Source organism: Microvirga sesbaniae, assembly GCF_025460805.1.
GTDB classification, from domain to species: Bacteria; Pseudomonadota; Alphaproteobacteria; order Rhizobiales; family Beijerinckiaceae; genus Microvirga; species Microvirga sesbaniae.
Genome location: NZ_JAMXFJ010000010.1, coordinates 109,385 through 123,357 on the forward strand (window position 1 = coordinate 109,385; position 13,973 = coordinate 123,357).

At 59.1% G+C, this 13,973-nt stretch carries 12 protein-coding genes; 6 read left to right on the top strand and 6 right to left on the bottom strand.

Annotation, left to right across the window (positions count from 1 at the left end; genetic code table 11):
- Nucleotides 1-4 precede the first annotated feature (4 nt).
- Entirely contained in the window at nucleotides 5-1,591 is a 1,587-nt protein-coding gene (locus OCW50_RS15570) for a hypothetical protein (RefSeq protein ID WP_262267057.1), read from the bottom strand.
- Nucleotides 1,592-1,844: 253 nt separating this feature from the next.
- Between OCW50_RS15570 and OCW50_RS15575 the strand changes: the two genes are divergently transcribed.
- The 4 genes from OCW50_RS15575 to OCW50_RS15590 all read left to right on the top strand — a co-directional run bounded on the left by OCW50_RS15575 (nucleotide 1,845) and on the right by OCW50_RS15590 (nucleotide 7,749).
- The gene (locus OCW50_RS15575; protein ID WP_262298169.1) at nucleotides 1,845-4,295 is read left to right on the top strand and encodes a DEAD/DEAH box helicase; all 2,451 of its coding nucleotides are present in this window, start codon (nucleotides 1,845-1,847) and stop codon (nucleotides 4,293-4,295) included.
- Nucleotides 4,296-4,389: 94 nt separating this feature from the next.
- A complete protein-coding gene (locus OCW50_RS15580) occupies nucleotides 4,390-5,082 on the top strand; it encodes a YcbK family protein (RefSeq protein ID WP_262267059.1) in 693 nt (230 codons plus the stop codon).
- 270 nt (nucleotides 5,083-5,352) lie between these two features.
- Complete coding sequence (locus tag OCW50_RS15585) at nucleotides 5,353-6,477, top strand: NAD(P)-binding domain-containing protein (RefSeq protein WP_262267060.1); 1,125 nt, start codon at nucleotides 5,353-5,355, stop codon at nucleotides 6,475-6,477.
- Between the two features lie 102 nt (nucleotides 6,478-6,579).
- Nucleotides 6,580-7,749, top strand: a complete 1,170-nt coding sequence (locus OCW50_RS15590) for a hypothetical protein (protein ID WP_262298170.1) — start codon at nucleotides 6,580-6,582, stop codon at nucleotides 7,747-7,749.
- Between the two features lie 35 nt (nucleotides 7,750-7,784).
- On the opposite strand, the gene OCW50_RS15595 is transcribed toward OCW50_RS15590, so the two are convergent.
- A complete protein-coding gene (locus OCW50_RS15595) occupies nucleotides 7,785-8,537 on the bottom strand; it encodes a hypothetical protein (protein WP_262267062.1) in 753 nt (250 codons plus the stop codon).
- A gap of 628 nt (nucleotides 8,538-9,165) precedes the next feature.
- Between OCW50_RS15595 and OCW50_RS15600 the strand changes: the two genes are divergently transcribed.
- Nucleotides 9,166-10,329: a ribosome modulation factor gene (locus OCW50_RS15600; RefSeq protein ID WP_262298171.1), complete on the top strand. Its 1,164-nt coding sequence runs from the start codon at nucleotides 9,166-9,168 to the stop codon at nucleotides 10,327-10,329.
- Between the two features lie 25 nt (nucleotides 10,330-10,354).
- Here the strand turns inward: OCW50_RS15600 and OCW50_RS15605 are convergent, their stop codons facing one another.
- The 3 genes from OCW50_RS15605 to OCW50_RS15615 are packed head-to-tail and all read right to left on the bottom strand — an operon-like array spanning nucleotide 10,355 to nucleotide 12,194.
- Nucleotides 10,355-10,888 carry a hypothetical protein gene (locus tag OCW50_RS15605; RefSeq protein WP_262298172.1) on the bottom strand — a complete coding sequence of 178 codons (534 nt, stop codon included), beginning with the start codon at nucleotides 10,886-10,888 and terminating at the stop codon, nucleotides 10,355-10,357.
- 16 nt (nucleotides 10,889-10,904) lie between these two features.
- A complete protein-coding gene (locus OCW50_RS15610) occupies nucleotides 10,905-11,780 on the bottom strand; it encodes a MinD/ParA family ATP-binding protein (RefSeq protein ID WP_262267064.1) in 876 nt (291 codons plus the stop codon).
- A 42-nt stretch (nucleotides 11,781-11,822) separates the two neighbouring features.
- Nucleotides 11,823-12,194, bottom strand: a complete 372-nt coding sequence (locus OCW50_RS15615; RefSeq protein WP_262267065.1) for a hypothetical protein — start codon at nucleotides 12,192-12,194, stop codon at nucleotides 11,823-11,825.
- 615 nt (nucleotides 12,195-12,809) lie between these two features.
- Here OCW50_RS15615 and OCW50_RS15620 point away from each other — a divergent pair.
- Nucleotides 12,810-13,112 (top strand): hypothetical protein, encoded by a 303-nt coding sequence (locus OCW50_RS15620; protein WP_262267066.1) that lies wholly within the window; start codon nucleotides 12,810-12,812, stop codon nucleotides 13,110-13,112.
- A gap of 73 nt (nucleotides 13,113-13,185) precedes the next feature.
- Here the strand turns inward: OCW50_RS15620 and OCW50_RS15625 are convergent, their stop codons facing one another.
- Nucleotides 13,186-13,779 (bottom strand): hypothetical protein, encoded by a 594-nt coding sequence (locus tag OCW50_RS15625; RefSeq protein WP_262030793.1) that lies wholly within the window; start codon nucleotides 13,777-13,779, stop codon nucleotides 13,186-13,188.
- Nucleotides 13,780-13,973: the final 194 nt, after the last annotated feature.

Genomic DNA, 13,973 nt, shown 5'->3' on the forward strand with positions numbered 1-13,973 from the left:
CCCCTTACCTCATCATCCGAACGGCGCCGGAGCCGAGCGACATCGCGCCCGACCCCATCAGTTTTGCGCCTCCGCCAGCGATGCTCATACCCGAGCTTGCCTTGTCCTTCAGGTCGGCTTCAGTCTCCTTGCCCGCGCCGGTCAAGCCACCCTGGAACTGGGTAATCTCTTCCGCAAGCTGGAACACGATGCTGGCCGCTTTGGTCGCGAGGCCCCAAGCCCCCATCAGATAGAAGAACGACAGCCAATTAGCCTCATCCCCACCGCTGCCGGTGCCAACGAACCAGTTGAACCCACCCTGGGACATGGCGTTCAGGAATGCTTGGCTTCCGTCTGCCGTGACGCTGGAGCCGAGCGCCTTCGAGAACCCGAAGTTCATGATTTCATTGCAGATCACGAACACGAAGCCTGAGGCGGCAAACACGGCTCCCATGTAAAGGAGTGACCGCAGACCCGCATGGGCGATGCTCCGAGTGGACTGGAAGATCCAAAAGAAGAGGAAAACGGGTAGGAGCGCCAGGGTCAAACCCGCACGAACGAGTGCGTCCAGGTACCGTAACCCGAAGGTGATGGTGAAAAACAGGAACGCCACCGTCATGACGAGGCCGGCGACGATGACGGCACCAAGCGCGCCCCAGGACGGATTGTTCATGGACCTCGGAGCCTCGGTAATGAGCCAGGTGCCGGAGGCAATCCCCGCGACGCCCATCGAGTGGAACGACCAGAGCATTTTACAGGCGATCTTCAGGTGCTCCCTCGCCATGTCGGACAGCGACCCGGATCCAGTTGTGGGGTCAGCACAGGTCCGATCCTGCAGTTTCGCCTTTGTAATTTGCCCCGTCTCGTCGACGAGCATCTTCCCGACCTGGGTTCCGAGCAGAAGCGGCCCGTCCACGAAGAGGACTTTTGCAGGATGCTCACTTCCAGATCCGGTGTTCGTCTTAAAGGCCTGTGCTGTCAAAGGCGTCAGGAAAAGAAGAAAAATAACCGCAACGCGGCCTATGTACTTGAAAACGTCACCATACGCCGAATTGAAATCTTGAGCCGCGGGGGCGCTGATGATCAGGAAGACCTTGATTACCAGAATGATCTGCGTAACGACCACGGCGAGCGCCACGATCTCTCTTGTTTCGACGAAGAAGGAGAACGTCTCGCCTGCAAGCCCCATCAGGGCGCCGAAGATTGCGGAATAAGTCTCGCAGGACCAGCAGCTTGCATCTAGCTTCGAGACCACCTCCCGGACCCAACTGCCGGAACTCGCGAGTTCGTTCTGCAGGTTGGTCATCATAAGCTGATTGGTGATCTTATCGGCCGAACAGTCCGATGATCCACTCATCACGCAGCTACCGTAAGCGTCCACGAAGTCCTTAAGCTGCTTACCCTTGCTGAGCAGCGCTTGGCTGTTTTCGTTGAATTTCTGCTGGAACCACTCGGTCGTTCCCATCTGAGGGGGCTGCCCTGGTGGCGTTTCAGCGTATGCGGAACCGAGCCCAAATGCTGACCCAAGCCCAATTACGAGGGCCATCACTGTCAAAAATCCCCAAAACGTCATGCCGCCTTTAGCCTGATTGCGCATCCGCACGGTCGGCATGATGGAGTTCCTTCCGAAATACATTGACGATTCGCGTTTTAAAATGGTCACAGGGCGACCTATAATACATGATTGCCGAAAGCGAGAGAGCTAAAAGCCAGCACGGCGGTGGTTCAGCGGAATTCCGTTCGGCATCCCAGCGACAGAGTCACTGCTCCCTTCTGCTTCGGTTCCCACTCATTCATCGGTAATGCCGCAAGCTCCACTCCACCCCGGCCAGTATCCCAGCGAGAATGACGCCCTGCAGCGCGCCTTGCAGGCAGGGGATGACCTGCCCGCGGTCTACTCTGCCGGCGAATGGAACACGGGTAAGAACTATGGAGCGATCCTGCTCCTGGATGGAGAAGCTGACGACGTCACCGCATGGAGGGTCCTTCTAAAGTCGCCCCGCTTCTCGCCGCTCGCTCAGACTCTTGGGCTCAAATATGACCCACAGCGACTTGCCTGGCGCATACCTACTCTTCGGGAGGTCGGCCTCCTGTGCGGCTTTGCCCCTGAGGCAGACCGGCGCAAGCTCATGGCCAAATGCCCTCACCTCGACGTCTTGGAAGAGCCGATCGCAGCGCCCTGCGTGCACTATATTAGAAGTCGTGACCTTTTCATCTTCGTAGGGGCCTTCAGCCATCGCGGCTGGGCCAAGAACACTGGCTGGGCATTCAGCGACAGCGGATCGCTCTGGTACACCGACTCTGCTCTCAAGGCGGCTGGCCTCTATAAGCTCGCCACAGCCCAGGCCCGGGCGAAGATCGAGGATGAACTGGCAGGACTGAAACTTCTCGCCGCCGTCAAGAAGGGCCTAACGTTTGGCCGCCCCTGGATGACGTATGATCCCCGAAAGGAGCGTCTTGTTGTCCATGGGGAGGAGGATCTGCAGTCTGCCCTCGGGCCCTGCGGGTTCAGGGCTCGTATGTCGCTGGGTACACGCAACGCCTTCAGCGGCAGGTTCACGACCCGAAACCTCCGGGCTGCATGCGACTTGGCCCAACTTGCCGATCCAATCCTAGCCACCGGGCTGGCAGCGATCGCATCGAAGCTCCAGTTCCTCGATATCGGCACTATCGACATCTCGGCCCTTCTCGGCCAAATCGTCTCCACCGACAGCAGCGACAAACAGAAGAAATCCGAGGCTGACCGGGCCCTCAAGATCGAGCTCCGGTATGTGAAAAAGCAGAAGCGCTTCTTCACGACAAGGGTTGAGGCAGCCAACGACAATGCTTGGACCGTAGCCAAAGACGCTGTCTGGATGACCACCGACCCGGTGGCGGCCTCCAAATACCGGAAGTGGGGAGACGACGAAACTGAGATCGCGATCCAGACGTTGATCGCGGAGGAGTATGCGGCGGCAGCGGCAGCAAGAGTTCCGGCGCCTGTCCCGGCTCCTCTCAAGGGCCAGAGCTATACGCCGGATCAAATCGCAGGCATCAACTTCGCCACAACCCGGCCTTGGGCAGTCCTCGCGGACGACATGGGTTACGGGAAGACAATGCAGGCGGTCGGCGTCATTGACGTGCTTCGTCCCCGCTATGTGCTGATCCTCACTCTTGCTTCAGTCACACCTTCATTCGCGAGAGCGGTCACAGACTGGGTGTCCTACCAACCGCACGTTAACCTGTTTACCAATCTTACCAGAACGCCGGTCCAGCCAGGTGTGACGGTTGCTTCGTACGAATCCATCCTTAACAATCCGGAACTCCTCGATTACCCTTGGGACTACGCGGTCTTTGACGAATTCCATAAGCTGAAAAACCAGACCGCAAAGCGTGCTAGAGCCGTCATCGAACGGCTCGGGTACAAGCTATCGGGCGGCTTGTTCCTGTCCGGAACGCCACTTACCCGACGGCCTCAGGACCTCTTCACGCCCCTCCATCTGTCTCTCCCTCAGGCTTTCGACGACTATGGCCGCTTCTCGAAGGTTTATGGCCTTGGCGATCTGGACTCCGACAATGAGGAGCGGCGTGAGAGGCGCAAGACGCTTGGCCGCATCGTAATGGGCAGCATCATGCTGCGGCGCCTCAAGAAAGGCCTCCCGCCCAAGCGACGACGGCCGATCGAACTCGACCTGATGGACCCCTCCCTTGTGGATCTCCTCAAGGAAGAGAACCTGATTTTCGACTCCTATAAGAACACCGAGAACAAGGTCGAGAAGAAGAAGATTATGACGAAGCTCAATGCGCTCCGGCGCAGGACGGCTTCGTTTAAGATTCCCTATGCTGTCGAGTGGGTGATCACCAAGTATGAGCAAGGCGAGCCGGTGCTGGTGTTCGCTCATCACCAGGAGATCATCGACCAGCTTGCAGACATCATCTCGGCATTCGGGCCTAAGGTGGCCAAACTCCACGGTGGGGCTAACACGCCCCGCAAGCGTCAGAAGCTCATCGACCAGTTCCAGGCAGGTCAGATCGACGTCATCGTCGCAGGCATCCAGGCTGCGGGAACAGGGTTAACAATGACCCGAGCCGCTGAAGTTCTCTTCGTAGAACTCGATTACGACCCGTTTGCCTTGTTGCAGGCAGAGGATCGCTCCCACCGCCACGGCCAGACCAGGCCGGTCAACGTCTGGTACATGGTCATCAAGGGGTCGATCGACGCTTACATCTGCAGCATCGTCGACACCAAGCTCCGCATCGCCAATGAGATCTATGGTGACGAGGAGAAAATCTATAGCGCCGTCGGCAGCGATCTCGCCATGGCGGCTGCCGCCTAATTGCCCCCGAATTAAACCGCTGATAAAGTCCCCGCTAATTCAAAAGACTAAGAGCGGGAATTTCGATTCTCGAATCATGTCACCAGGACGATCCATGCTTAACCGCCGCCAAATCCTCACCGGTCTTGCTGCATCGGCAGGCCTCGCCCATAGCACCCTCGCCCGTGCCCAGGTCGCATTCCCCGTCGGCACTCAATTGATCCCGTCGCTTGCCGGGCCTGAAACTCTCGAGATGCCCTCGTTTGATTTTGAGCCCTCTGCAGAGGCCCCCGCTCTGCCGAATGACATGAAGAACACTGATCTTGCTGCGATCACCGACAAAGCCCCGTTAACCCAGGCAGGGCTTCCCGCCCACCGCGGGCTCTGGCTGGTGAACTACAACACCAATGAGGAAGTTAAGACCGTCTTCTGGAAAGAGGGCGTGTACGATAAGCCAGCCTACTCCCAGCTCTGCCACATGCTCAGGGATTGGCGGGAGAAAGTGACGATGGCCATGGACCCCAAGCTGTTTCACCTGCTCTGGGCAGTCCAGCATCGCATCGGCTTCCAGCAGCCGATCATCGTCACGTCTGGATTTCGCACCAAGACGACAAACGAGATGCTTCGCGCTGAAGGATCAGCGATCAACTCGCTTCATATGCACTCACAAGCATCTGACATCGTCGTAAATAAGGTTTCACCCACCGATATTGCCAAGTATGCTCAATCTCTGGGTGTAGGTGGTGTGGGTTTCTACTCTAAATTTGTGCATTTAGACACCGGCCCTATCCGTACATGGGAAGGATAATGTCGCGTCGCGCATAAGTTGCGACCATGGACGCATAAAGTGCGACCAGATAGCGAGCTTATCTCACGCTGTTCCCGCAAAGACGCGTCCCTCGTGCCGGTCGCGGAAGCGAACGAGCCCCTCGCCTTTCCCCTCTGCGCAACCATCGCGCGTGAGTGATCCCGGGCACCCTTGCAATTACCGACGAGCTAGCCACCTTCATGCCGACGAGGCTTGCGGCCGGTCTCGCCCGCAACTCGCCACAGGACCGGGAGAGGAGCCTGCGTGCCGATGGACAGCTCCTCACCACTTTCGTCGCCGCCGAATGCCGTCACGCCGGGCATGGCGCTCAAAGTCCAGATCGCTGTTATCGGAGCCGGTCAGGCGGGGCTCTCGGCGGCCTACCATCTCAAGAGGCTGGGATTGGCGCCGCACAAGGGGTTTGTGGTGCTCGACCAGTCTCCAGGGCCAGGTGGTGCCTGGCAAGACCGCTGGCCCTCGCTGACCCTGAGCACGGTCAATCGCATTCATGACCTGCCAGGGATGCCCTTTTCGGAGGTAACCGGCACGAACAGCCCGGAGGTGCGGGCGAGCATCGCCGTCCCAGCGTATTTCGCGGCGTACGAGAAACGTTTCGACCTGCCGGTCTACCGCCCAATGACGGTGAAGGTCGTCTGCGACAGGCACGATCACTTCAGGGTCGAGACGGACCGGCTCCAGGTGTCCGCACGCGGGCTCATCAATGCCACGGGAACGTGGGAAAGCCCTTACGTTCCCGACGTGTCCGGAGCCGACCGGTTCAAGGGCAGGCAACTGCACACGAAGGATTACCGCAGCGCCGAGGAGTTCACGGGTCGACATGTCATTGTCGTGGGGGCTGGCATCTCGGCGATCCAGTTGCTCGACGAAGTGTCTCGCGTCACCGCGACCACCTGGGTGACCCGGAGAGAGCCCGAATTCCGGGATGGTCCGTTCGACGAAAAGGCCGGCCGCGCTGCCGTCGCATTTGTGGAGGACCGGGTGCGCCGCGGCCTGCCACCTGCGTCCGTCGTCTCGGTGACCGGGATTCCTGTCACTCCCGCTGTAGAGGCCATGCGGGCACGCGGGGTGCTGACCCGGCGCCCCATGTTCAGCGAGATCACGGAGGACGGGGTTCGCTGGTCAGATGGGACCGCGCTCCGCGCCGACGTGATCCTCTGGTGCACCGGCTTTCGCAGTTCCCTCGATCACCTGGCGCCGCTCATGCTGCGCGAGCCTGGTGGGGGCATCGTCATGACCGGACGGCTGGCGACGCAGGTCGCGAAAGATCCGAGAGTACATCTGGTGGGGTACGGCCCCTCCGCCTCGACCATTGGGGCGAACCGGGCCGGCCGCGCCGCCGCGGACGAACTCATGGCCTTTCTCGACCTTGCGTGAGCATTGCCGGCCAAGCATCCGATCCAACCCCTCGCCGTGCATTGGCGACGAGCCTGATCTCAACTAGCGTGTTCCCTACTGCCCCAGGCCAAAGAGCGTTCCGTGAGATTATCGATCCGACTCGCATCCACCATTGCCGCCGCCTCCCTTCTTGCATCGACAGCAGGTGCCAGCGAAACTGCCATGGAGTTGGTAGAGGCGTTCCAACAGACCCTTCCTGACACACAGACATCCGCCTCTTTAACCAGTGCTGAAGTGCCCCTCATAGGCTGTCCTCAGGATGGACAGATGGGGTTGCGTGAGCCGCCTGCCCTTCCAAAAGCGGCAAGGCTCCTCATCCCCGGCGGAACGGCTCAGAAACTGGCCTATTACACAGCCAATCCATCGGGGCGTGGCGGCGTTCTCGGTCCAAGGGGATGGTCCTGCAGAGCCGTGTCAGGAAGTGACGGAGACGTTTTATATGTCACCCCTCCCGAGGCACCTGCGAACTTCGACGACCCCTGGATGGGACCGCAGATCGTCCGCCGGTTCTCGGAAGGCGGGACCTCAGGACGGTTTGCCGTCGCACGGGTCATCGCCCGGGTATTCCCGCAGGCCCGCTCATTTGCTGAAGGCGTCCGCGACGAAGGGATGGATGATGCGAACGCCTATGTCTTTGCACCCTGGCCATCGGACAAAATTCGCCACCTGGCTCAGGATGTAGTGAGCTATTCAACTCCAGCCGGACAGAACGGGCTCGGCACGGATGGCGAGGAGCCGGTCTCGCCGCTCGCCACTCAGGGTCTCGTGTTCCTCATCGGCGATCCTGCTGTCGAGCCGTCCGTCCGCCTCCTGAAGATCCGTCTTTCTGGCAATGATGCCGCGCTATACCCAGCGATTGCCGCCGAGATGCTTGCTGCATGGACACCACCGGAGACACGGGGATCCCCGGCCCCCGAGCCGACGACACCTGGATCGACAACGGCTGTGGCCCTGGTGAACGAATTCTATGGAGCACTCGAGCGCGGGGACGGTCGAGCAGCGTCGGCTCGAGTGATTGCAGAGAAACAGGCGAGTGGCCCATTCACAGCTCAAGCCCTGACAAAGTTCTACGGCACCCTCGACGAGCCACTGAAGCTGCTGTCGGCCGACGAGGCGGGTCCAATGCAGGTAAAAGTCCGGTACCGCTATCGAACTGGGCGGAAGCCGTGTAACGGCGAGGCAACGGTGAGCCTTGTCCAAACCTCCGAGGGGGTCCGGATCGAGAGGATCCGATCCGCCTCTGGGTGTTGATGCAGACTACTGCCAGTGCAGCCGAGCCGCCTGCCCTAACCCTGACAGCTATGCGGAATGAACTGGTACTCTTTGAGCGGCCCGCCGGTGAGCTCCTTCACGATTGGCGAGTCGTTCCGTAGGTCAAACACGAACATCGAGGCGTTCGAAGTCGTCACGAACGGTAGTTTGTCTGCTGGCAGGACCGCATCGTCCGGATTGGCTTCTTGAGTCTCCCGAGACCCGGTTGCCTCCGCCGGGCTTCCATCCATCCACTCGCGGGTAACTGTATAGGTCTTCCCGGCCAACTGCCCTCTGACTAGGACTTGGCCGATGACGCTCGGAGGTCCCTTTCTCAAGGCGCGGGGCCGGTCTTCGACCTTCTCATCGGCCGCATCCAGATACACGAAATGGAAGCTGTAGTTTCCGCCGGCGGCTTTTAGCTCTTCTCCCTTTTCTGGATCGCGGAAAATCACCCGATCCAAGCGGCAACGGAAACGTTCCGGCAACCGGATCTCGACCGTTGAGGTCGCATAGCAAGGAATCCCGGTCAGAATGTGCTCGGCATATTCGAAAACCCCAGGGACATAGTTTTCGATCTCCTTAGGGTAAGGCCGATCGAAGAACGCTCGGCGTGCTTCCTTGCGCTTTTCGGCTTCCAGAAAATCCAGCCTCTCCAGCTCGCAGGTCGCATCAACCCAGCCCGGCTTGTACCGGATACGCCCCTCCTGCTTCGGCGAGCCGGCCTGCCCATAAGCAGGAAGCGCTCCAAGAATGGCCGCCACCGCTATGATCAATACCCTGGCCATCCGAACTCCACCCATCGCCCCTGAGCCTGGATTTCATCACAACAGGCATTGGATTGCCTAGCGCCAACTTTCGCAGAGGCACCCTACCCTTTGCGGCCGGCGGAAGACCTCACCAGAAGAACGATGCCAACGATCGCCATCCCCAGCCCGACTCCAAACGCGAGATCCGTCTCGACCGTCCCAGTGATCGTATCAACCCGGGAACGGCGAACGCCGCTTAGAATGTGATAGCCGCCTGTCCCCAGTCCACCAACGACAGCGCCAATGAGCAGCCCAAAGACCGGGTCCGGTCCCCTATCTTGAGACGGTTTTTTACTCATAACCGATACCTGGGCGCGATACTACTTCCGATAGATACTATCTAATTCAAGTTTATCCAATCTTAATTCGGGAGCCATCAATCTTAGGTACGGCTGCGAGCGTTCTTTCGCGTGCGGAGCGGGAGACCCCTGCCGAATTTCGAGAAAACGACATGCAGGATCTTTGCCTGCACGGGGAGCAATACAAACCCCAATAACTTCATTCCTGGGCACCCGCTCTGAAATCAGATGCCCACACAGGAAATCCACATCCTAAGTCGATGTGCACATCACGAGATTTCTCAATCCCCAAAACTAGAGAGCACAACATGAACGACAAAATCCTGGCTCTTGTCTCCCAGGGCGAACAGTCTCACATCGCCGTCATTCTTGCTCAGCGCACGCTGGACAGGCTGCAGTTGGAAATGGAAGCCGCTCGCTCTGCCCTGATTGTCGCCCAGACGAACTATGATGACCTCGCAGTTTCCGTGACCGGCGAGACCAACCTTCCGCGTCCTGCATTCGATGACATGATCCAAAAGCGTGTCGGAGCGCTTATCGAACTCGGTCTCGTCGGAGGTGACATCGACCTATCGGCGGCCGCCCCTTCCGTGCAGCCCGCAGCGCCGCTCTCCGAAGCCGCTCCCGCCGCTCCGGTCTCGTCAACGCCCGCACCCAACAACCCGTATGGGGATGACGTTCCCCGCTCCCGCTCGGCCTATCAGAAGGGCTATGACGACGGGATCACCGGCCAGGTAAAGGACATCAACCTCTACAAGCGCCCCTCAGCCCAGACCGCCTACGCACAGGGTTATGATGCCGGCGCCAAGGACAAAGAGGGTGAGGCCGCCCAGGATGCAGTCGCTTCTGCTGCGCTCCCTGACGAAACGCCGGCCACTGTCGATGCCGCAGAGATTGACGTTCAGAGCGACATCGAGGCTCCCGCCGAAGGCATGACGGACCTGCAGGAGCAGGCCGTGTCCTCGCAGGACGAGGCGGTGACCGCGGCAAGCTCCGAACCGCTCGACACTGTGAACACCCAGACAACTGCCCCTGTCGCCGATGGCTCGGTCCAGGAGGGCGATGAGATGGTCACCTTCTCGCCTGACGGAATCTTTCTGACAAAGGCTCGGGATGAGGGTGCTCAGGCAGCCCTTGCCAATGAACCCAAGAGCTCTTGCCCCTATGCTCCGGGGCCGCTGCGCCAGAGCTGGGAGAATGGCTACGAAGAATCGGTAGACCAGCGGCTCCAGCAGATGAGCTCTCCCGAGGCTGACCTGAACCTAGCCCAGGATGCTTCCGTCATCGTTCTTGACACGGCATCTAGCCTCACGGCCAGCCAGTTCGCGCATTCTGACCAGCCCGATGAGAGCATTTTTGATGATGACGGTCCTTTCGGCGATCATGCCGAGATGGCCGATCAGGTGACCATCGTCAGCGCAGACAACTTGGACATCGCGCCCTTCCTGCGTCGTGGCGCGGAGGTTCACTGAGCCCCAATGCGAAGAGCCGGAGCCCCTAATGGGCCCCGGCTCCTTTTTTTAACCGCATCCAGCAAAACCACGCCTGTCGTCGGACAACCAGGCTGAAGAGGGCCCAAATCCCTCTCCTTTCGGCCTCTGCCCGATCCCGCGCCGCGATTAACCCTTTGGCGCTTGTGATCCTGCCTTTACGGGCCAGTGTGACCAGATCGGGAAGGCTGATGGACACTCCGAGAGGGTCGGAGAGCGCCGCCGGCCCAACCTCCTGTTTCGCCTGCCGGATCACCTCGATCGCCCGAAAGGCTGCGCCAAGATCAACGCCTGATCCTCCTGACGCCCGACTAGCCGTCGCCGTCAGCCTAGAGAGAAGATCGGGAAAACGCTCAACCATCAGTTCCCGATCCTCTTCCGGCAGCTCCTTGATCACAGAAACGACTTGGTCGCTTCCGCCCTCGAGAACCGCCTGCTCTAGGAGATGAAGCAGAGAGCGTTCCCGCTCCCTGCACATCTGCTCGTGACGGACCAGCGCTTCCCGATAATCCCGATCATGGCTCTCGTAGAAATCGTTCACGGGGTCCATCGGGCGATCAGCCATTCAAACTGTATTCGTCCACAGTCTTGGCGACAGCCAGATCATCGGGCACCAGCTTCGCTTCACGGAATGCGCTCACTGTCTCGGTCAGCCAGCCCGAAAAGTCCTTCTCGGCGGCCGATGCCATGAAGGAGCTAATCCCAAACTTCGTCGTATAGTCACGGAAGTCGAGCTCCTTCATCGCCTTAAGGGAAATGCAGTTGCCCTGGATCTTCTGCCACACTGAACTCTTGCAGCGCCCGAGTTTCACCACCGTCACGTTGTGGTCGGTCACGAACTTCATGAGATCGCGGTACTCAGATGTTTCTGACAGGCTATCAAACTTGCCTTCGTGCTCATTGAATACCACCACATAGCGGGCGATCGGCAGGAACTTGCGGTTCGTCTCGGCAAGGCGGATCAGGTCCGCAGCGTCTACCAAGCTCTGCGCTTGGGCTGTGACGGGGATGATCAACCAGATTGGGGGAGCCGTCTCGAACACCCGGCCGGCATCAATCTCCAGGGCCCAATTCCAGATCGACGGCAGGACGTTTGCGCCAACATCAACCAGAACATTACCCTGCTCAAGGGCCTGGCCCAGACGCTCCCAGTACTGGAGGCCCGCGGCTTCATCAGAGCGGATGGACGTCAACGAAACGCCGATGCCGAGCTCCTCGACCGTTTCTTGCCCTTCCAGGAACCGTGCAAGCTTCGACTTCGTGGCGCTGCCCTCATCTCCGGCCGTGTCTGCAGCCATCACGCGCAACGGCTGCCCGCGCCCTTGGAAGATGTACTGGATTACCTGAGAGATGAGGGTCTTACCCTGGCCGCCCGTGCGGGTGCCGACAATGAAGGAGGGTTTCTGACCGTTTGTAAAAGCAAGGGTATCCATAGCTAGCCTTTCGTGAATGTTTGATCGTCTCGGGATGGGGCGCTAGTTTTCGTCGACCCACGCCAACAGGTTCTGGAACTCGAGAGGATTCTCTGTCTGATTGTAGATCAGCACGTCGAGGAACTCGTGCGCCCTACAAACCTCTAGAAGCTCCGGTTTCGGGTCGGGGCATTCCGCAATCAGCACGGTGCCCTCGTCATAGCTTTCGTCCATATAGTGCCGAACGAAGATCCGCATTCTGCTTGGGGCGGGGGACAGAATTAGCCTTCCGCCCAGCAGCGATTCCTCCGGCACATAATCGCCGAAGAGAATGATGGTGAACCGGCCATCTACCCTCGTCTGGATTTCGACCCGATCTGTCACTCTATAGGGAGCGAACTCCCGCTTAAGCAGCGGCCCGACGGGATCAGACATCCCACCAGACTCCAGGGCCTGAGCCGTCATTGAGGACCTCCGCTTGCTTGCTGGGCCTGAGCCGGCGCCCTGATGCGTGTGCTGCCAAGACGCATCATTCTCTCGACATGAAGGCGCTGACGCAGAGCCAGGGCTGCCTCATGGGCACTCTCCCGGACATCCTTCCAAAGCCGCCGGAATCGAATATCGTCTGGCTCTACGGCATCGGAAGAGGTGACGTGGGCGAGAGCCATGAAGTCACTCGTTAAGCCACCCTCTACCGCGGCGTCGGGCAGCCCACCGAGGGCAAAGTGCTTCGGAAGCTCTGACGTCTTCTGCCGGCGCGAAAGCGGTGTCGCATAAACCCGGTGAACGTCAGGTCGCCTCAGGCATCCTGCGAACATCTCCACCAGACGGCTGCGCCTTACCTCCAACGCCTCCATCGTCTCTGGAGTCATCAACATTCGTACTCTCCAAATTCTCGAATCCTGGACAATTACGATTCGTAAAACGTCCTGCATTCTATCCCGTGATACCGCCCTTTAAAGCGGTAAAAAAGAACTGCAGCTCGCAAATTGCTAAACCATCCACTCTGGTCTAATTCATAGACAGCAACCCTATAGGAGCCATCCGATTATGCCTTGCTTCATTATCAGCGCCGACGGTGAGAAAACCGCCTTGGCCGCTGCTCCCCGAGATCTTGATGAAGCCTGCTCTGCTTTGAACTCCAGCGGCATTGAGATTGTTAGCGGCGTCGATGAGTACGAGGGCGAGCCCGCCCAGATGATCGTGGACGAAGACCACGCCCATAAGAAGCTGCCGTTGAACCCGTCGGCAATCGCCATCCGTGATGTTGCTTATGCAGCACGGGGTATCTCTTCGGGTGACCCCATCTTCGGATCGGCATTGATCCTGACGGGACCAGACCGCCTGCGCTGACCAGGAACTGCACATAAGAAAGGAGGCGCCAGATCTCTCTGGACGCCTCCTATTGCCGGGAAGAGAAGCCTTTTTAGGCGGCCATGCCTTGCTGCTGCTGCTGCGCGCGACCCCGCAAAGCCTGCATTTCAGCAAACTTCAGGCGGCTTGAGTCGATCGCATCCTGCAGAGCCGAGGACATGGCATCGCGCTGCGCGGCCTTCGAGAGAACCTTGACGTTCTCCTGCAGGACCTTGGTGTCGAAGTAGATAACGCCGCCGTCCTTTTCATGGAGAGCGTCCTTACCCGTCGTATTCGCAGTGCGATTGACCGCTGCATTCATGTTGAATGCAAGGAAGCGAACCTTGGAGGTCGGCTTCTGCCCCTCCGGAAGCTGCTGTTTGGCCGCGATCGTCTTGGCCATCTCGACCTCGCTCTTCGCGTAATGCAGCTTCAGATCGCCATCCTTGGTCACCACAGTCTGGAAACCAGCGAGGCTCTTAACACCAGGGGCACCCTTAAAGTCCCGCTGGTAGTCGAGCTTGTCACTGATCACCTTCGCAGCCGCTTTCCGGCCTTCAAGGCCTTCGGGACTACGATCGGACATCAGCGCAGCATGCGAGGTCGCACCTTCGAGGATCTCCGAGACGGTGGGCTTCTTCACTTCCGTGTTCTGGTTGTCAGCCATTGCTGGACACCTTTGGCTTTGACCGAGCATTGGGCTCGGTAGGTTGCACAGGACGCACCCAGCGGACGAACCTCCACACCAGGCGTACAAGTGCACTCGTCAATGACGAGCAAAGGAATCCTAGCATAAGTTTCATGAAGCACAATTCGGAAAACAGCATATTAATGCAGAAATGCGCTTTTTAGTGCGGCAGC

What these genes read in the sequence shown, in the direction of transcription:
- OCW50_RS15580 (WP_262267059.1), top strand. Translation starts at nt 4,390, where the DNA reads ATGCTTAACCGCCGCCAAATCCTCACCGGTCTTGCTGCATCGGCAGGC.
- OCW50_RS15600 (WP_262298171.1), top strand. Translation starts at nt 9,166, where the DNA reads ATGAACGACAAAATCCTGGCTCTTGTCTCCCAGGGCGAACAGTCTCAC.
- OCW50_RS15625 (WP_262030793.1), bottom strand. Translation starts at nt 13,779, where the DNA reads ATGGCTGACAACCAGAACACGGAAGTGAAGAAGCCCACCGTCTCGGAG.
- OCW50_RS15585 (WP_262267060.1), top strand. Translation starts at nt 5,353, where the DNA reads ATGGACAGCTCCTCACCACTTTCGTCGCCGCCGAATGCCGTCACGCCG.
- OCW50_RS15615 (WP_262267065.1), bottom strand. Translation starts at nt 12,194, where the DNA reads ATGTCTGATCCCGTCGGGCCGCTGCTTAAGCGGGAGTTCGCTCCCTAT.
- OCW50_RS15570 (WP_262267057.1), bottom strand. Translation starts at nt 1,591, where the DNA reads ATGCCGACCGTGCGGATGCGCAATCAGGCTAAAGGCGGCATGACGTTT.
- OCW50_RS15620 (WP_262267066.1), top strand. Translation starts at nt 12,810, where the DNA reads ATGCCTTGCTTCATTATCAGCGCCGACGGTGAGAAAACCGCCTTGGCC.
- OCW50_RS15610 (WP_262267064.1), bottom strand. Translation starts at nt 11,780, where the DNA reads ATGGATACCCTTGCTTTTACAAACGGTCAGAAACCCTCCTTCATTGTC.
- OCW50_RS15595 (WP_262267062.1), bottom strand. Translation starts at nt 8,537, where the DNA reads ATGGCCAGGGTATTGATCATAGCGGTGGCGGCCATTCTTGGAGCGCTT.